Source organism: Prochlorococcus sp. MIT 1341, assembly GCF_034092415.1.
Lineage (GTDB): Bacteria > Cyanobacteriota > Cyanobacteriia > PCC-6307 > Cyanobiaceae > AG-363-P08.
Genome location: NZ_CP139304.1, coordinates 842848 through 862955 on the forward strand (window position 1 = coordinate 842848; position 20108 = coordinate 862955).

14 protein-coding genes are annotated in these 20108 nt (G+C 39.8%); 11 read left to right on the forward strand and 3 right to left on the reverse strand.

The features are described 5' to 3' along the window. The first annotated feature begins 2 nt into the window (after nt 1-2). On the forward strand, nt 3-1199 hold the full coding sequence (locus tag SOI84_RS04300) for a hypothetical protein (RefSeq protein ID WP_320675172.1): 1197 nt from the start codon (nt 3-5) through the stop codon (nt 1197-1199). Beyond that, on the forward strand, nt 1199-2617 hold the full coding sequence (locus SOI84_RS04305) for a cytochrome P450 (protein WP_320675173.1): 1419 nt from the start codon (nt 1199-1201) through the stop codon (nt 2615-2617). The genes SOI84_RS04300 and SOI84_RS04305 overlap by 1 nt, the downstream gene beginning before the upstream one ends. 8 nt (nt 2618-2625) lie before the next feature. Here the strand turns inward: SOI84_RS04305 and SOI84_RS04310 are convergent, their stop codons facing one another. The 3 genes from SOI84_RS04310 to SOI84_RS04320 all read right to left on the reverse strand — a co-directional run bounded on the left by SOI84_RS04310 (nt 2626) and on the right by SOI84_RS04320 (nt 7675). Further along, a complete protein-coding gene (locus SOI84_RS04310) occupies nt 2626-4683 on the reverse strand; it encodes a hypothetical protein (protein WP_320675174.1) in 2058 nt (685 codons plus the stop codon). Nucleotides 4684-4807: 124 nt separating this feature from the next. After that, on the reverse strand, nt 4808-6484 hold the full coding sequence (locus SOI84_RS04315) for a GumC family protein (protein ID WP_320675176.1): 1677 nt from the start codon (nt 6482-6484) through the stop codon (nt 4808-4810). 9 nt (nt 6485-6493) lie between these two features. Further along, complete coding sequence (locus tag SOI84_RS04320; RefSeq protein WP_320675177.1) at nt 6494-7675, reverse strand: polysaccharide biosynthesis/export family protein; 1182 nt, start codon at nt 7673-7675, stop codon at nt 6494-6496. 181 nt (nt 7676-7856) lie between these two features. Here SOI84_RS04320 and SOI84_RS04325 point away from each other — a divergent pair, with 181 nt between their 5' ends. The 9 genes from SOI84_RS04325 to SOI84_RS04365 all read left to right on the forward strand — a co-directional run bounded on the left by SOI84_RS04325 (nt 7857) and on the right by SOI84_RS04365 (nt 20082). Further along, nucleotides 7857-8879, forward strand: a complete 1023-nt coding sequence (locus SOI84_RS04325) for an NAD-dependent epimerase (protein ID WP_320675178.1) — start codon at nt 7857-7859, stop codon at nt 8877-8879. Beyond that, nucleotides 8869-10254, forward strand: coding sequence for a nucleotide sugar dehydrogenase (locus SOI84_RS04330; RefSeq protein WP_320675179.1), 1386 nt, complete (start codon nt 8869-8871; stop codon nt 10252-10254). The genes SOI84_RS04325 and SOI84_RS04330 overlap by 11 nt, the downstream gene beginning before the upstream one ends. A 134-nt stretch (nt 10255-10388) precedes the next feature. Further along, nucleotides 10389-12047: an ABC transporter ATP-binding protein gene (locus SOI84_RS04335; protein ID WP_320675180.1), complete on the forward strand. Its 1659-nt coding sequence runs from the start codon at nt 10389-10391 to the stop codon at nt 12045-12047. Between the two features lie 110 nt (nt 12048-12157). Beyond that, nucleotides 12158-13228 carry an EpsG family protein gene (locus SOI84_RS04340; RefSeq protein WP_320675181.1) on the forward strand — a complete coding sequence of 357 codons (1071 nt, stop codon included), beginning with the start codon at nt 12158-12160 and terminating at the stop codon, nt 13226-13228. Nucleotides 13229-13235: 7 nt separating this feature from the next. After that, nucleotides 13236-15179, forward strand: coding sequence for an asparagine synthase (glutamine-hydrolyzing) (gene asnB / locus SOI84_RS04345; protein ID WP_320675182.1), 1944 nt, complete (start codon nt 13236-13238; stop codon nt 15177-15179). A 105-nt stretch (nt 15180-15284) separates the two neighbouring features. Next, on the forward strand, nt 15285-16466 hold the full coding sequence (locus SOI84_RS04350) for a glycosyltransferase family 4 protein (protein ID WP_320675183.1): 1182 nt from the start codon (nt 15285-15287) through the stop codon (nt 16464-16466). Nucleotides 16467-16475: 9 nt separating this feature from the next. Further along, on the forward strand, nt 16476-17240 hold the full coding sequence (locus tag SOI84_RS04355; protein WP_320675184.1) for a YdcF family protein: 765 nt from the start codon (nt 16476-16478) through the stop codon (nt 17238-17240). A 55-nt stretch (nt 17241-17295) separates the two neighbouring features. Beyond that, nucleotides 17296-18633 carry a histidine--tRNA ligase gene (hisS, locus tag SOI84_RS04360; protein WP_320675185.1) on the forward strand — a complete coding sequence of 446 codons (1338 nt, stop codon included), beginning with the start codon at nt 17296-17298 and terminating at the stop codon, nt 18631-18633. Next, the gene (locus SOI84_RS04365) at nt 18634-20082 is read left to right on the forward strand and encodes a nucleotide sugar dehydrogenase (protein WP_320675186.1); all 1449 of its coding nucleotides are present in this window, start codon (nt 18634-18636) and stop codon (nt 20080-20082) included. It abuts the gene before it with no gap. The last annotated feature ends 26 nt before the right edge of the window (nt 20083-20108 follow it).

Sequence of the window (20108 nt, forward strand, 5' to 3'; positions counted from 1 at the left end):
TTGTGCAGGAATCTAGTACTAACCATGATGGAAGGAGAGTTGAATTAAAGCGCACAAGGGAAAACTGTGCGTCACTTCCTTGCTCTAGAACTTATTTCGTTAGTGGGTTTGACCCAAGAGGTGCAAACCACTATCTAGCTCTATTTCAAAAGGAGCTACAAGCTAGAGGGGCTAGTACTGGTAAAAGAATAACCAATGGGCTAATAACTCGCTGGCCGATAAAGAAAAAAACAGGAAACGAGAAAACCCAAGAAGTTGAAACGCTCCACCAATCAGAACTTTGTTTCCTCCACTGGGACGATATAGCAAGAGCAAACTGGCCTAAACAACCCTTAGAAATCCTTAAGCAGTGCATGTCATATGCGTCTTTTTACCTCTTCAGAGGATGGGTTTTTCGAATAGCCAAATTGTGCCCTGGTGTAGCTTTATGTGGAGCCTACCCATTACTTTTCTTACTTATTGCATTGTGTTTTGCCACAATTACAGCAACCCTCTCAATAGAACTATTTGAAATATTTTCCATTCCAGCAGGGAAATACTTAATAAGTTTAACTTTGTGGTTTTCAACCCTTTTCGCAGCATGGAAACTGGCAGAAGCACTTGGTGTGATTTGGCTCACAAGATCAATCCTATTCACCCACCGCCTGGGCCAAGCCAAGGAAAAAGATTTACGCCAAAGGGTATGCGACCTAGCAGTTCTATTAATCAACCTCGAAGAAAAAGAACCTGCAGAACGTATTATTATTATTGGACATAGTAGCGGTAGTTTTGTTGCTGCAATGCTCGCCGCTGAATTAAAAAGACAAGACAATTCGGCTAACTTACTTTCTCGAATAGAATTACTAACACTTGGGCAAAACTTGACAAATTTATCTATATATCCAGAGGCAAAATCTTTCCGAGATGACCTCAAATTTTTAGCAGAACAGCCAAGGTTTCCATGGAGGGATGTCACATCCCAAGAAGACTTACTATGTTTCGCAGGGGTGAACCCTTTTATAACCTGCGGGATTGCCATACCAAAAGGCAGCCTATATCCAAAAATGGAAATTATCTCACTAAGTCTTCCAAGAAAAGGTCGAAAGCAAAAAAGAATTTTGCTTGATCAGTTTGACATACATTTTGATTACCTTCGTAATCATTGCCCTGACGTTGATTTACCTGGATTACTTACTAAGCCTTTATCAAGGGAATACTAATGACTGAGGTCACTAAACAACAAAGGAATGAACCCCCCTGGCCGAAACCATTGCCATATACTGCAAATATTTTGCATAGACTTGCGCGTGGCTGGAAGACATGGCTTGGACTACTAAATGAATGGGATTTTCGTATACCCATTGGTGAAATCAATATACTTGGACTCCCTGTATTTCTTATCAACGACCCTCCACTTGTCCGAAGAATTCTTGTTGATGAAGTGGAAAATTTCCCTAAGCATCCATACACACTATGGATTCTAGAACCATTGATCGGAAGAGCCATCTTTTCAGTAAATGGTGAAGAGTGGCAATGGCAAAGACGTCTTATAGATCAAGCATTCCAAGTCGCAAAGTTAAACCGTGTCTTCCCATCAATGGCTGGTGCAACAGAAGACTTTATAAAGCGTCTCCATGAGCATAAATCTCAACAACCAATAGATATTGATGCCGAAATGACATTAGTGACTGCTGATGTAATTATGCGTACAATTCTTAGCAGGCCTTTGAGTGAAGGGGAGTCCAAGAAGATTTTTCTTGCTTTTTCCAGATATCAAAGAAAAGCTGGCAGAGCCTTAGTACTAAGGTTTTTAAACCTTCCAAAAAGCTTGATTCAAATTAACTTAAAGAATGATGCAAAAATAATCAGAGACTGGATACACATAGCGATTAAAGAAAGATTGAAGAAACATGCTGAAGGAGATGAAACTTCTTCCACCTCAATGGATCTTCTAGATTGTTTAATAATGGCAAATGATCCGGAAACTAAAAGAAAATTCAGCGAGAAGCAGCTTGTAGATCAAATATGCTTTCTTTTTCTAGCAGGTCATGAAACATCAGCGAGCTCTTTAGGAGTCGCAACATGGTTACTCGCCCTATACCAGGATATTCAACAAAAGTTACGAGAAGAAGTCCTTTTAGTTTCAGCTGGTAAGCCCGTTCAAGAACAATTAGAACAAGTCGAAATAAGAAAATTAAATTATTGCTCTGCGATATTTAATGAAACACTTAGATTATATCCACCAGTTAGTTTCTTTATACGGGAAAGAATAAAGACAGATACTAACTTCTTTGTTTCTGGAGAGAAGAGCAAGTGTCCTCTAGGGGCACTTCTTACACTCTCACCTTGGGTCATTCAACGTCATGAAAATCATTGGGAAGATCCTCAGGTTTTTAAGCCAGAGCGTTTCTTAAAAACGAAAGAATCCAGGTGGGTCAAAGAAGCTTTCCTCCCTTTTGGTATAGGGCCAAGAAAATGTCCTGGGGCTGCTTTTGCACAACAAGAAGCTGTATTAGTACTCGCCGAACTAGTTAGAAACTTTAAAGTTTCACCTGCCAAGGGACACATTCCAAATCTCACAGGCCGCCTAACTTTACGTTCATCTAATGGGATAAAACTATTACTTCAAAAAGTCTAACTAAACAATTAAAAGACGATACTAACCTTAGTCCCAAGTCTTAAATCATCAGATCTAATCATTTGTCCAATGTCTAGCATCCCCGCTGCATTACTAATATAAAAATCTACATATGTTGTATCTGGCCTAGCAAGCCATCGCAAAGCAAGTGTCATGTTAGTCGCTTCTCGGTGAGAACCAACCAAGTTAATTTCAGGAATCAACTGAAAACTATTACCTAGTTGCATGTTTGCACTAAGGCCTACACCCCAAGGGTCACTGACTCCACTGATTACAGCCTTGGGGTTTACATTCACTGCTAGCCAAGAATTTACCTCGTAAGTATTTATAGATTCTGCAAAAATATATCCTTGATAACTCTTTGCGTCATTATTACGCCCCAAACTTATACGTCCAGAGGTCCAAATTGGGGCCCCTCTCAAAGGACTTAATGCCACTGCCTTTCCACCAACTCGCCAATGCAAACCATCGTCAGTGGTGTAATTACGTTCCAAACTTGACGAAGGCTCTCCGCCAACACTATCAACCTGACTAAATAGACCAGCCTTGTATAGATCTAATTGAAAGATATTAGAAATCGAATAAGATAAAGATCCAAAAATATTTCCTCTGTTATCCAGGTTCCCCCATAATTGAGTAGTGCCATCGGGCGGAACTAGTGCAGTATTAACAGTCAAGCCTCCTGAAGCAAGTGAATGTTGACGTTTAGTCAGAGGCAACTGAGGAGTATCAGGTGCACCACTGTTATATACAAACTTAGCCGAATAACCTAACTGGTTGGAAGAAGGGAGAGCAAGTAAAGATGTTGCAGGTGTGGCCCCCCAGCCATTAGTTAAAGCGCCCTCAAGTGCAATCCGAGGGTTTAAATTCCAAGTTAATCCACCTGTGAAAATAGGAACTCTTTCAAAATTCAAGTTTTTATCAAAGCTATTATTACCTGGCCCTAGAGACAATAAGGTAGAAGTAAATAGCTCTATCTCTGGAATAGGCTTCCAAAACAAACCTCCTGAAACCCAATAATTATTTCCATAGAAATCACCAGCACCTCCCTGGCCTGAGCCCTGTTTCTCAGGGAGAAAACTTACGCCTGGAGAAAAAGTCAGTTGGGAAGTTGAGGAGGTATTCCAACTGATAGGCAAGGCTATAGAGCCAATGACATTTCTTGTAAAAACTCTTTGACCTGAATCATTAAAGATATTTGGAGAAGCATCATTATTACCCTTACATAAGGCTGAATCACATCCACCACTTCCAACATTCCAACCTTCGATTGATGCAGCTAATGCAAGATTCCAATATTTCCCAGGAGCGTCCTGATATAAGCCATAAGGATCGCTAGCCAACCTAAATTTAAACTCAGCACCAAAGCTCTCCCAAAAATTTCCTGGCTGAGAACTTAGTGATTCTATTTTCGCGAAAAGTGGGTCATCAGCTTGTGATGCAAATCCAGAGAGTTGAAGCCTATCAGTGATCCCAAAGTCAAACTGTATTGAATAATTCTGATTACCGGTTCCACCAGACTCACCAGGCATAAAAGGCGATATTTGATAAGCATTTAATCTGATGTCAGATTCAAATACTTGATTTGCAGTAGGAACAGCATTCCCAATTCTTAATGGCAATTGATAATCTTCCGGACGTGGCTCTAGCTGATTAAAAACAGCTTGCGCTTCTCCATAATTATTAGGGATTTTTAGTTCTCCAAAGTACTCTTTAATCTCCTTTTCCTTGTCAGGGAGTTCTTGATCTTCGATAACATCCCAAACCACAGGGGCGTTACCTGGATATTTATCCTCAGGAATATTTTCCCAAATTACAGGTTGACTGGAACTATTATTTTTGCTGGCCGGGAAAGTCTCCCAGGTTAAATTAGATTTCTTCTTAAAAGTTTGAATAGGTCCAACTTGAGGTGAAATTTGTATTTCTTTAGGACTAGATTCTTGGAAGGACTTAAGAGTTCCTGAAGTCTCTTGACCTATTTGGAGCCCATCCCAAACTATCTCAGCATGACTAGCGGATATTGGGACTATTTGCATAAATAAAGTCCCACTAAGAAATTTTATCATCGAACTAATTCTTAGCATCAATCGACTATTCTTCTAAATATATAAAAGGGACCTATTAAGATTAAATTAATTAGTAAAAACAAATCAACTAATTGTTTGGAGAGCATAAAGTACATTTGTTTAATTAGATATAAGGATCTATTAACAGCCAGCCAGCTAATAAGGGCTTCTGAAGCAAAATCTGATTTGCTATTCTTTCTAGGTTTACGTAGGTAATAGCTCCAGGGCTGGTTACAAGAATTTGTGTTGAACAGCCAGCCAGGTCAAACATATCTCCAGAGATTAATAACTCCCTGCCTCCAAGACCATCCTTAATGCACTTACTGAGCAGCTTTAGGTAACCAGAATCCACATCTCCAACATATAACAAACCAACCTTTCCTTTTTCAGATGAAGAAAACAGTCCTTGCAAAATCAACGCAATAGATCCCTTCCATGAAGAAGTGTCTGATACAGGCAATCTTTGCAAAAGCTTTCCAGGGATTCTTTTCTCAATATCACCTATAAGATAGATCTTGCCTTCAAATGCCTCTTTGATAAAAAGCAATAGCGAGCCAACTAATAAGCCTATACCGAATCCAATTAGAGCAATATCTTTTTTAACTGGAGAAATTGGCATCTCATCAACCAAAGTAGGCACAGAAATTAATTGCCATGGTTGAGAGGAGCGAGCTTGCTCAAGGCTGAGAGAGTGAAGCATACTCTCTAAAGAATTAAGTGTATTTTGATATCGTTTTGTCCTACGTTTTAGTTCTTTATAATCAAGCATAATAGTTTGTGCTTCCTCTTTACTTCTAGGTTGATAAGTTGGCGAAGCGAGCGATCCACCTGCACTAAGTGCGATGTAATCACTAATTGCTTTCCTTTCTCTAATAAGTGTTTTAATGCTTGGATCATTTTCTGTGAAAATCCTCTTTCTTCTTAGAAGTTCCCTATTGATTTTTGCCAGATCAACTATTGGATTATTTGTAGCTTTAATTGAAGAAGTTGCTCCAGATGATGCGCCAGAAATGCCCTCTATGCCTGACTTCAGGGAAAACATGGCTTGTCCACCATTTTGCCTATCTTGGAAAAGTGCGGTTTGACTTTCTTGTTCATTCCATTTATCAGATGAACGTATTCCATGAAGTAACTCAAAATTATCAAGCACACGGTTTGATGCATTTGATTTATCTTTAAAGATTTTAATCTGGCTTCTTGCATATGCAATACCATTGGACAATGACTCTGAGCGATCTTTATTTGAATAAGCCTGATAAGCATCTTTCATTCTATTTAGTACTGGTATAATTAATCTTTTTTCAGTATCTCTATACTTGATGGTTAGAGCCTTTGTTTTAGATATTTGCTTAACAGTCACATTATTTGAAAGCCATGGTTTAAATGTCGGCATTTTGCCAGAGCTTGGCAAAGAATCTTTCAGTTCAGAAGCAAATTCATAAACCGGTCTCAAAACTGAAGGACTTCTTAGAATTACTAGATCTGTTTTCAAAGTAGAACCTAAATCAGGTTCAGCAATACCAGCAATACTTGCAAGACTATTCATCATCTGTGCTTGAGCCATAGGGTTATTAAACCCACCGGAAGATCTCCCTTTACGAGAGACAACAATCTGAAAACTTCCTTCCCACCGTGGAGGCAAAGTATAAGCATATACAACACTTATAGAGCTAGAGATTAAAGTAATTAACCCAATTGCAAACTTTCTTCTACGGAAAAAGTTAACGACATCAACAAAATTAATGCCGCCTTCCTCGCTTACATTAGGATTGTATACATTTTTGGAGTTAACGTCAGTCATTTAATGCCTCTAAAATGCTTTGTCGATAAGTTGATACAATGAATACACACCAACAAATGGACTAGAAACCTCCTTAATAATCTCCATTGAACTGGTAAAGATAGAGTCTTTAACACGAACAATATCCCCCGGCATAAGCAAAGGATTTCTATAATCTGAAACTGCTGCCGAAGGTTTAAAGGTAAATAATCTTCTGTCCACTTCACCACCCTTAGTAAACCTAACAAACTCAACCTTTCCACGCAAAAGCTTAGGGGATGCCGCTAATAATGCCTTGTTAAGACTAGAGCCCTGAGGGAGTGTGATTGCACCTGGGGACTCAACACGACCGCTAACAAATACACGGAAAAATTGTGGGCTTAAATTAGTCTGACTTGCATTTAAAAGCTGTTCTCTTAGCACCACATTACTCTTTTTGACTTCTACATAATCACCATCAAAAAGTCTAAGGTTTTGTGATTCATCCCCATCGGTAATCAAAGTCAAGAAATCGACTTGGGTACGCTTGCGCCCGCCACCTTCTTCAACAGGACGCTTACGCGTAACCTGTACTTTTGACAAGTCTGAATAAGGCGTAATTCCCTGTCCGACTCTGATCGCATCAAAAACAGTAGGAAAGACACTAATTGATGTTTGCACAGCGTCTGATATATCTTTTCCAGTCATGGCTTGAGGATTAATATCGCCAAGTGTTGTAGTCCTGTTTATCTGACCACCATCAGCACTAATACTCCCTAGGGTGTTTCCCTTAAGGGTGTAATAACCTGGTCTATTAACTTCACCACCAACATATATCCTTATCGGTCGATATTCTGCTATGAATATATACATCTCTGGGTCTTTTACAAACCTCTTATAATTACTAACCAAGAGTTGTACAAGGCCATTAATGGTTAATCCATCAACCTTAACTGCTCTAAGCCTAGGAAGATATATCGACCCATCTAAACCTACTTTGAAAAACCCAGACAGTTCAGGTATATCAATCATCTCTATAAAGAGAACGTCTCCTGGCCCAACAATATAAGAGCTTTGCGACTTATCTTTTAAAATTGTCTTGTTCCCAAGAGCTGCAACAGATGTAGGGTAACTAACTGAAGTTTCTGCTTTTGCTAAAAATACCGGACTACAAACTAGGGCAGTTACACTCGCAGCAAAAATCTGCCTGCAAATAGTCTTTACCCTTTTCATGCTGAAGAACTTATTCCTGAGAGCCCGAAAAATCTAGTCAGGGTGGTCGGTCAGAGTACTGGCCTCAAAACTCAAGTAAAATGCACAACTTAAGGCTTTCGACTCACTTAAAGTCCTAACCTTCTTACCACTTCTCTTGAAATAACTCAAAAACTTTTCAACTAATCAACTTTAATCCTGAATGTCTGTTCTAGTTACCGGTGCAGCAGGCTTTATTGGCTTTCACCTTGCAAAAAAACTACTAGAGATTGGCACCCCAGTCCTGGGGATAGATAATCTCAATCCCTATTACGATCCCACTCTTAAGAAAGCTCGCTTGGATCAACTTGATTTGACCGCCTCAAGTAGCCAAACAGATTTGCAAATCATTCAAGGAGATATCGAAAACAATAGTGTTCTTAGAGAGGCCTTCGAAGTTCATAAGCCAAAAATTGTCGTGAACCTTGCTGCCCAAGCAGGCGTGAGATATTCAATAGAGAATCCTAATGCCTATATCCAATCCAACCTGGTTGGATTTGCAAATGTCCTTGAGTGCTGTCGCCACCACAAAGTTCAAAATCTTATTTATGCAAGCAGCAGCTCTGTTTATGGAGGGAATACAAATATGCCATTCTCCGAGAAGCAGGGTGTGGATCATCCAGTGAGCCTTTATGCAGCGACTAAAAAGGCAAATGAGCTAATGGCTCATACCTATAGTCATCTTTATGGGTTACCTGCAACAGGTCTTCGCTTCTTTACGGTCTATGGTCCATGGGGGCGACCAGATATGGCCCTTTTCCTTTTTACTAATGCAATGCTCAAAGGTGAGCCTATAAAAGTCTTTAATGAAGGGAACATGATTAGAGATTTCACCTTCATAGACGACATTATCGAAAGCGTTATAAGACTCATTGAGAAGCCAGCCATACCCGATAAAAGTTTTGACCCAATAAGCCCAGATCCTTCTTCCAGCTGGGCTCCACACCGGATTTTCAATATTGGCAACTCAAAACCTACTCCATTGATGGAGTACATCAATGCTCTTGAGGAGGCTCTGGGAATTAAAGCAAAAAAAACTTATCTGCCAATCCAACCTGGCGATGTCCCTGCGACATCATCTGATACCAGAGCCCTTCAAGAATGGATAGGTTTCAAACCAAACACCTCGGTCAAAGAAGGGGTTGACCGTTTTGTTGCTTGGTATCGGGACTTTTATGACATCTAAAAGAACCACATTTTTCAAAGCTAGATTTCCAGAGTCATCTTCTTGCACAATTGCAGTAATTGGTCTTGGGTATGTAGGTCTCCCTTTAGCTGTCGAACTAGGAAAAGCTAAAAAATGCTTAGAGACAGGGGAAACCTTAAAGAGAAGAGTAATTGGCTTTGATATAAATCAGAAAAGGCTGGTGGAATTAAATAAAGGAATTGACATTACAAATGAAACAAGCATTTTAGATCTTCGCGCAGCAACTTTTCTAGAATTCACAAGCGATCCTGAAGTACTAAAAAGCGCGAATGTTTTCATAGTGACGGTACCAACTCCTATAGACTCCGCAAAAAAACCTGACTTCACCCCGCTAAAAGAGGCAAGTAAAACTGTTGGGAAGGCATTAAAAGTAAGATCAGAAAATTTAAAAGAATCAGATGAAAACCTCAATCCATTGATCATCTACGAGAGTACTGTATATCCTGGTGCAACAGAAGAGATCTGTGTACCAATTCTTGAAAAAGAATCTAAACTAAAGTTCAATAAAGACTTTTTTTGTGGCTATAGCCCTGAGAGAATTAATCCCGGTGACACAGTCCACAAGCTGACCACAATAACTAAAGTAACGAGTGGTAGCAATCCACAAGCTGCTGAATGGGTTGACAAGTTCTATCGTTCAATAATTAAAGCTGGTACACACCTAGCTCCAAGCATAAAGGTGGCAGAAGCTGCAAAGGTAATAGAGAATACCCAAAGAGATCTAAATATCGCTTTGGTTAACGAGCTGGCAATAATCTTTCAAAAATTAGGAATAGATACACTCGACGTACTAGAAGCTGCTGGAACAAAATGGAATTTCCTACCTTTTAGGCCTGGGCTTGTAGGTGGACACTGTATAAGTGTCGACCCGTATTATTTAACTCACAAAGCTGAGCAAGTTGGCTATACCCCTCAAGTAGTTCTGTCTGGAAGGAGAATTAATGACAGTATGGGGAATTGGGTTGTTCAGCAAATGGTTCTTGAAATGGCTAAAAGAGGGTTTAATCTAAGCACTTCAAAGGTATTAGTTTTAGGGTTATCTTTTAAAGAAAATTGTCCTGACATTCGCAATACTCGTGTAGTGGATGTAATTGAAGCCCTTTTTCACTATGGTATGAAAGCTGTAGTAGTGGATCCTTTGGTGAGCATCAAAGAGGCTAAGGTCTGTTATGGCATTGATGTCCAGAAAAGTCTCCCGGAATCAACAAAGTTTCACGCAATAATCGCAGCAGTCGCTCATCAAGAATTCAAATCTCTTTCTCAGAATAAATGGAAAAATCTTCTGCTTGAAAAAGGTATTTTAATTGACCTAAAAGGCATTACGCCTAGAGAACTGAACCCAATTCGCCTGTGATATATAATAACTTAAGTAGTGAAAGAACAACTAGAATTTTCTCAGAGAAGACCCCACTGAGAATCCTCCTAAAAACACTTTGGTCTCATCTAAGCAATAGAAGGCGTCGTCAAGTAGGCTTGTTAATTTTACTGATGTTGACCAGCAGCTTAGCTGAAATCATTAGCCTTGCTGCAGTATTACCTTTTCTCGCAGTTTTAGCAAATCCAGAAGAACTTTGGAGGCAAAAAATCGTCCAGCAGATAGCTCCTTTCCTTGGTTTTTTAGAACCAAGAGAGTTACTCTTACCAATCACAATTAGCTTTGCTTTAGCTGCAATAATTGCAGCAGCAATCAGATTATTAAACTTAAAGCTTAGAGATCAGTTCGCGTCAGCATTAGGCTCAGATATCAGCTGTGAAGCATACAACCGAACAATTTATCAGCCATATGCTGTTCATTTATCAAGAAATAGTAGCACAATGATTTCTGGAATGATAATTGACATAGATAGAACTGTTGGTCAAATATTTATTCCATCGCTTCAGCTATTAAGCTCACTCCTAATTATTATTGGCCTAGCTATTACCCTAATAGCCATAAACTGGGCAATCGCAATTGGGACAGGCTTTTTAATCGTTTTTGTATATTTATTTGCAGTGCAAATTGCAAAAAAACAACTTATAAGATTAGGCAAGGAAGAAGCCTTTCTTCAAAGGCAATTAATACAGGCACTACAAGAAAGTCTTGGGGCTATTCGAGAGATTTTACTAGATGGAAGTCAAGATCTATACACTAATTTATACAAGCAAACTGATAGGCCACTACGAAGAGCTGCTTGCAAAAGTGGGTTCTTAAGTGCATACCCACGGCTGGCATTGGAGCCAGTTGGCATGGTGGTAATTGCTGTGGCTGGATACATACTTGTCATTCAAGGAGGCGTAACTAAAGCCTTGCCTTTGTTAGGCGCACTTGCATTGGGAGCACAAAGGATCTTACCAATGGCCCAAAAAGTATACGAAGGCTGGGCTCAAGTTCGAACCAGCAAAGTTAATCTTGCCAATGTACTAAATCTTCTCAACCAGCCTCTTCCAATCAAAGCCAGAAACTCAGATCCTACAAGTCTTAGTTTTTCAAAAAGCCTTAAGTTCAATAATGTCAGATTTAGCTACGGAGATAATTTCGGTGAAGTTCTAAAAGGCGTCAATATGGAAATATTTAAAGGCGAACGTATTGGTCTTGTTGGAGTGACCGGAAGCGGAAAAAGTACAACAATAGATCTTTTAATAGGCCTTCTAGTACCTAGTTCAGGGCAAATCCTATTAGACAATCAAGACTTGCATGAATTATCAAGCCCTGAAAGGTTAGCAGCGTGGAGAAGATCTATAGCCCATGTTCCTCAGAGCATTTATTTGATAGATAGTTCTATTGCTGAAAACATCGCCTTTGGGGTACCTAAGCATTTGATTGATATCAAGAAGGTTAAAAAGGCAGCCGAAAAAGCAAAATTATCACGCTTTATAAGTCAATGTCCGAATGGGTATTACACACACATAGGAGAGCGAGGGGTTCGCCTAAGCGGAGGGCAAAAACAGCGCATAGGTATAGCTAGGGCTATATATAAAGAAGCAAAGCTAATTGTATTCGACGAAGCAACCAGTGCCCTTGACACCCAAACCGAGCAGGAAGTGATGAGGTCCTTATATAGCTTAAGCTCTGAGTTAACAATAATACTCATCGCACATAGAGAATCAACGCTCAAGGGCTGTGACAAGATAATCAGAATAGCTAATGGGGTGGCAGAATATGAATAGCACTGTGATCAGGGACAAAAGATTATGTTAGGCATGGTATTTTTGAAACAAATAATGCAATTGTTAGCTAGAAAAGTCCACATCAATCTGACAATCAAACTACATTACTAATGCTTCCATACTTCTTGGTATGGGCTTACTTAGGGGCCCAAGCTGTTACTGAAAAAGGACGTTGGTCTCAAAATACCATATTACGTTTAATCATATTTTTTACAATTTTAATAGGCTGTCGTCATGAAGTAGGAGGGGATTGGTTCAACTACGTGCGCGAATTAGGGTATTTAAAGCAAGAAGATTTCCCTACATTTAGTGAATTCATAAAATTACCCGAACAAGGATTTTACCTTCTCTCATGGATAGGTGCAAATTGGTTCGGTGAAATTTACTTGGTAAATCTAATCAGTGCTTTTGTCTTCTCGTTAGGTCTTATTCTCTTCTGTAATGATCAACCAAAGCCATGGCTAGCACTTCTCACTGCATTCCCCTACTTAGTTATAGTTGTAGCAATGGGCTATACCCGTCAAGGTTTAGCGGTTGGCGTGGAAATGATTGCAATATTAGCCCTACAAAAAGAAAAGTTATTAACATTTCTTGGGTGGATTTCATTTGGCTCTATTTTCCACAGAACAATTCTAGCTATTCTTCTACTGCCAGCAGTTACTATTAGTCCTTCTCTAAAGTTTTCCAAGCTAGTTCGCACAGCTCTTCTTGTTCTTGCGTCTTACGGACTTTATGTCAAGGTATTCGAACCAATATTCCATAAGTGGCTACTTTATTACGCAGCAATGGAGTCTCAAGGTGCATATATTCGAGTTGGGATTTGTTTATTCTATGCACTTATATTTCTACTTACTCAAAACAGATATCAACTATCGAATTTATCTCTTCGCATTTGGAGAATACTTGCACTTGGAGCAGTGGCTGCTGCAATAGGGCTTCTAGTTGGTCTACCTAGCACAATGGTTGATCGTATGGCTCTTTATCTCATCCCATTGCAAATGGTGGTAGCTAGCCACCTTCCTTTCCAAGGCACTTTTAGGCTCTCACCATCTCTATGGACCAAAATACTTGCTCTTATTTCGCTATTAATCCTTACCGTGTGGATTTCTCTAGGCACTTACTCTATGTTTTGGGTCCCATACAAAAACTTTCTACTCCCTTTATACCTGCTCCCTATATAGTTTTTTAATGTGTGGCATTACTGGCCTTTGGCTTTTTAATCAAAATCAAGGCACTGACCTAAAAGAAACGGTCAGGAAGATGACAGAGGCTCTATCCCATCGAGGCCCAGATGACTCAGGTGTTTGGGTAGATGAATCATTAGGGATTGGATTAGGCCATAGACGCCTATCAATTATGGACCTTTCTCATGCTGGGCATCAACCGATGGCAAGTCAAAGCCGTCGTTTCATAATCGTTTTCAATGGAGAGATCTACAACCACATTGAGTTACGTTCTCAAATTGAAGTCAAATTAGAAGGAAAAAAACAATGGATAGGGAATTCGGATACTGAAACCTTGCTAGCAAGCATAGAAGTATTTGGTCTCAAAGAAGCATTGAAGTTAAGCAAAGGGATGTTTGCCTTTGCCTTATGGGACAGGGAAAATAAAAACCTTTTACTAGCTAGAGATAGGTTTGGGGAAAAACCAATTTATTGGGGTTTACTTAATGATCTTGGTATTGCGTTCTCATCAGAAATCTCGGCACTTCGTAGAGTTAATTCTTTTTCAAACCCATTAGATGAAGATGCAATTAAGAGCTATATGCATCTTGGTTATATACCAGCACCTCAATGTATTTACAAGGGCCTAAAGCAACTTCCTCCCGGTCATATTGTAGAGATCAAGGCTAACTCTTATGATAATGCTCCTGAAATTTTACCAAAACCTATTGCATGGTGGGAAACAAGTATAGAAGCTTTTAATCAACAAATATATTTAAAAAAAAACAAGGCTTCTTCTCCTTTGGAACACAAAATTAAATCTCTGAAAGAATTATTACAAGAAGCAGTTCGACTACAATCAATATCAGATGTACCTATTGGCTGTTTCTTATCTGGTGGAATTGATTCTTCTTTGATCACAGCTCTACTGCAAGAAAGCAATTCCACTAAGGTTCGCAGTTTAACTATTTCTTTTCCTGATGAGCCTAAATTTAATGAAGCTTCTTATGCAAACTCCATTGCCAACTATCTGGGAACAAATCATACCGAAATACCTTTAACTTCTAAAGATGCACAATCATTAATTCCTTCACTCCCTAACATATATTCAGAACCATTCGCAGATTCCTCGCAGGTGCCTACACACCTCTTATGCCGTGAAGCTAGACAATCAGGATTAACGGTTGCTTTAACTGGTGATGGTGCTGATGAATTATTTGGAGGGTACAACCGACATCGCCTGGCTCCATTAATTCATCGCAGAATTGGGTTTCTCGCTCCCCCGTTTCGAAGAGTTTTACAGACTGCGATCGAACATGCCCCTTTTAAACTACTTGGAATATCTTCAGATGGGCTAGCTCAACAAAAGCGCCAGAAACTATCAGCAGCTATTGGTGCAGCAAATTCTTTAGAAGCATTGCATACCGTTTTACTAGACTCCATGCCAAGTGAAAAAGGTAGCAAGGGAACCATGTCTCATCTCCCGAATGCTGGCAGCCCTGAGGAACAAATAATGCTCGCCGACCTTATAAATTACCTACCCTTCGACATCCTAGTAAAAGTAGACAGAGCCGCGATGGCAGTAGGTCTTGAGACAAGAGCACCCTTTTTAGACCCTATGGTTGCAAAAGCTGCCTGGGGACTACCGTTAGCATGCAAAATCTACAAAAAGAATGGAAAGACGATAGGTAAGTGGGCTTTAAAAGAACTTCTCAAAGACTATCTACCAAAGGAGCTTTTTGAAAGACCAAAAGCTGGGTTTGCGATGCCTATTGGCAGCTGGCTTCGAGGGCCTTTAAAAGATTGGGCAAATGATCTTCTCAACCCAACAATTGTCAAAAGAAATGGTTGGTTTGATCCCTCTGAAATAAATCTCCTTTGGGAACAGCATCTTTCTGAAAATTATGATCATATAAACCGCCTATGGCCTGTATTAATGGCGCATGCTTGGTTAGAAAGATGGGAATGAAACTAATAAAAGCAAAAAAATTCATTCTTTTCTCAGTACCGCATCCCTTCGAGGAGACATCAAGAGGCATCTCTTCAACTTTTTCAAAAGAGATTTTTGATTGACATGCCTAGAGTACTACTTGTAGCAAATACCAGTTGGTATATATACAACTTCAGATTCCCCTTGTTACTGGATCTCCGTAAAAAAGGGTACAATGTTTCTGTTGTTGCACCTCATGACAAATATACAAATGCAATTGAAAAAGAAGGCTTCAAAGTTATCAATTGGGAAGTTTCTCGCAGCTCAGTGAACCCCTTTATCGAAGCAAAAGCACTCTTAAACCTCATAAAAATATATCGGCGTAATAAACCAGACTTAGTTCATCACTTTACTATTAAAGCGTGTCTGTATGGAACCATATCTGCGAAGTTATCAAGAGTATATCGAGTTATAAATGCTGTAACCGGCCTTGGGCATATTTTCCTAGGTAAACGCAAGCGTCATCAAATCCTTCGGCGAAGCTTAGAGCCTATTTACAGAGGCGTTTTCAAAGCCAGAAGATCAACTGTAGTCTTCCAAAATGCAGATGACCAAGAAAAACTAATTCAACTAGGAATTACAAATACTGAAAATTCAAGGCTAATCCATGGATCAGGAGTTGATATTGAAAAATTTAAGCCCCTTAAAGATTCAGCAGGACTTTTTCAAGACCCTATACAAATACTATTTCCTTCAAGACTAATAAAACAAAAAGGGCTTCTAGAAGTCCTTGAAGCATGCAAAACTTTATGGTCTGAGAATTGCAACTTTGAATTACTCCTTGCGGGTGATCTAGATAAAAGTAATCACAGCTCGCTATCTAGAGAAGAAATTGCCGTTTTACAAACACAATCCAAAATCCGTTGTCTTGGTCATGTTCGCGACATGCGAACACTTTATGCATCATGTGATCTGGTAGTTCTTCCGTCTTGGAGGGAAGGCTTATCCAGGTCTCTTATCGAGGCAGCTTCAATGGAACGACCAATTATCACTACTGATACTCCTGGATGTAGAGATGTTGTAGACCATGGACGCTCAGGATTAATAGTGCCCCTTAGAGATGCACGTGCACTAACCCTAGCCATTCGTCTCCTTATCGAGAACCCTGATCTTGCACGTAAATTTGGAAAAGCAGCACGACAAAAAGTTATGGCTGAATTTCAAGTTTCAATTATAAATGAAAGAACTCTCGAACAATATGAATACCTACTTAATAAGCCTATTAAGAGAAAAAATAGTGAATGGTTTTTACCTTCGCCAAGATAAGCAGACTTTATGGCCTATATCCTCAGCAAAATTCTCCCATTGTTAATAATGCCACTTGGCTTAAGTTTAACACTCTTATTTGTTGCAGTTTTCTCTAGGAAAAGAAAGGTGATAATCTCATCTTTGCTAATTCTTTGGAGCTTCTCAACAGGAATAATTAGCTCAACTATATTTCAATTTGTCGAATCTCCTTGGAAAAGAAGAAGCATAAACAATGCACCTTTGGCAGATGCAATTGTTGTTTTAAGTGGGTCACTTCATCCGGCTCCAGGGGCTGATCAAATCGTCGAATGGAGTGACCCTGATCGTTTCACAGCTGGAGTACAACTTTATAAAGCTACTAAAGCTCCAAGAATTTTATTTACTGGAGGAGTTAATCCCTTTTACCCAGCTTTATCACCCGAAGGCCAAATTTATATACAAGAAGCTCGACTAATTGGAATACCCGCTAGGGCATTGCAAACCACTCCACCTGTAAGAAATACCGCTGAAGAAGCTTCGGCTATTAAAGAACTAATAAAAAATTCAGACTATCCTTTAAGCACAAGGGTTCTACTCGTAACAAGCGCCTTCCATATGCAGCGAGCCAAAAGGCTATTTGAACAACAAGGCTTAGTCGTTCTTCCATTCCCAGTGGACTTCAAAACAAAAGGGAAATGGGCGGGGAGCCGATGGGAAGACCCACTTCAGTGGATTCCTAATGCAAGCTCTCTAAATTTGAGCACAATTGCACTACGCGAAATGATTGGGCGTATTGTTTACAGAGCCTGGTGATCTCTTCTCAATTAATGAACTTTACTAAGGCACTTTTCACAACCGCAGGAGAGATGTGAGCCAGCTCAGAAAACTCAGAGGAATGGTTGATCTGTTACCTAAACAGACTTCAATCTGGCAACAAGTAGAAGCCATAGCCCGGGCACACTTCATTCGCGCAGGTATCAAAGAAATTCGAACTCCTTTACTTGAAGCAACCGAATTATTTTCTCGTGGGATTGGAGAAGAAACAGACGTTGTAGGGAAAGAGATGTATTCATTCTCAGATAGAGGAGATAGATCTTGTACTCTCCGCCCTGAAGGGACAGCATCCGTAGTAAGGGCTGTCTTGGAGAATGGACTACTTAGTCAAGGCATTCAACGCCTCTGGTATGGAGGGCCAATGTTTAGATATGAACGTCCACAAGCAGGAAGACAGCGACAATTCCATCAAATAGGAGTCGAATACATTGGCCTCAACCAAGCTAGAAGCGATGCTGAGGTTATTGCTATTGCATGGAATCTTCTAAAAGATCTTGGCCTCAGTGAATTAACACTGGAAATGAATAGTCTTGGCAACACAGAAGATCGCAGAAACTTTCGTAATCAACTTTTTGAATGGCTGCACTTACGACAATCGCAATTAGATCCTGACTCCCAAAAAAGATTATTTAAAAACCCTTTGAGAATTCTGGATAGCAAAAACGCTCAAACTCAATCATTACTAAAAAATGCGCCCAAACTAAAAGACTCCCTTTCAGAAGAAAGTCAGATTCGTTTTAAGAGCGTTCAAGAACATCTTCAAGAGTTAGGAATCCCCTTCAAACTGAATGAGCGCCTAGTAAGAGGGCTCGATTACTACGACCACACAGCTTTTGAAGTCACTAGTGATCAACTAGGGGCGCAGGCCACTGTATGTGGTGGAGGTAGATACAACAGATTAGTCGAACAACTTGGTGGCCCACCCACTGCAGCTATTGGATGGGCTATTGGAATTGAAAGGCTAATTCTTTTAATTGAAGAATCTTCGCGAGAAAATCCATCAAGCAAAGCGACCTTACTCACAAAAGAACTCCCTCCTGATATCTTTGTGGTGAACAAAGGTAAGGATGCTGAAAAAAAAGCTTTAGTGATCTCGCAAAAATTAAGAGAAAGAGGATTTAAAGTTGAATTGGACTGCTCTAGTGCAGCATTTGGCAAGCAATTTAAAAGGGCGAACCGTAGTGGGGCAAAATGGGCGTTAGTGATAGGAGATGATGAGGTGAAAGCTGGTAAAGCTCCTCTAAAGCTTCTTCAAAATTCATCAGAAAAAGAAGAGCTTTTAAAAAATGGACAATTACACCCTTTGGATGATCTGGAAAGCATCATGAACACCTTGCTTGCAAATGAATTACAAAACAACAAAACTACTTAGATGATTAGTACTGACATTAAAAACATTTGCTGCATAGGGGCAGGCTATGTAGGAGGGCCAACCATGGCCGTCATTGCAGACAGATGTCCCAGTATTCAAGTCAATGTAGTCGACCTCAATGAAAACCGTATAAAGGATTGGAACGATTCTGATTTAAGTAAATTACCTGTATACGAGCCGGGCTTGGATGATGTAGTAGCAAGAGCGAGAGGCCGAAATCTTCATTTCACAACAAATATTGAAGAGTCCATAGCCAATGCCGATATGGTCTTTATCTCAGTTAATACACCAACAAAAATTAAAGGTGTTGGGGCTGGACAAGCCAGTGATCTCAGATGGGTAGAAGCTTGCGCAAGGCAAGTAGCACAATGTTCAAGAGGGAATACCATAGTTGTAGAGAAAAGTACACTGCCCGTTCGCACAGCCGAAGTAATAAAATCGATCCTTAGTTCTCCTCAAAGAGATAACAGAAATTCTGGCGAACTTAAAACCTTCGAGGTTTTATCTAACCCAGAATTCCTAGCAGAAGGGACTGCAATAGTTGACTTAGAAAACCCGGACAGAATATTAATTGGTGGGGAAAGTGAAAGTGCAGTTGAAGCATTGGCAAATATTTACCTGCAATGGGTTCCTAATGAAAAGATATTGCGAACTAGCCTATGGAGCAGTGAACTTGCAAAACTGACTGCGAATGCTTTTTTAGCACAAAGAATTAGCTCAATAAATTCTGTTTCAGCTTTATGTGAAGCAACGGGAGCTGATGTCAGAGAGGTCGCAAATGCGATCGGCACAGATAGCCGCATAGGCTCTAAGTTTCTCGATTCAGGGCCTGGCTTTGGAGGGAGTTGCTTCAAGAAAGATATCCTAAATCTTGCTTACCTATGTCGATATTTTGGGTTACCAGAAGTTGCAGAGTACTGGGAAAATGTGGTGAAATTAAACAACTGGCAACAAGCAAGAATTGCGCAACTAGTAGTGCAAAAACTCTTCGGCACTGTTGCTACAAAGAAAATAGCCATACTAGGATTTGCATTTAAAGCTGATACAAACGACACACGTGAATCTCCTGCAATAATGATAGCCAAAGATCTTTTAGAAGAAGGAGCTGAAATAGCGATCTATGATCCAAAAGTGAATAATGAACAAATCAAAAAATGTCTTGCTTTAGCAGAAAACAAAGAAGATTTAAGTCAAGCTTATAAAACACAAGACGCCATGAATTCCGAAGGGAAATGGAGTTACAAAAATGACGTAGTTTCTGCAATTTCTGGTGCAGATGCGATTATAATCCTAACTGAGTGGAATGAATTTAAGTCTCTAAATTGGGAAAGTCTTGCTCCGCTAATGAGACATCCAGCATGGGTATTCGATGCAAGAGCAGTTGCTGATAAAACTGCAATAAGATGTGCAGGCTTAAATATCTGGCGAGTTGGAGATGGGTCAAAATAACTATTCCTTTAGGATGCAAGAAAAAT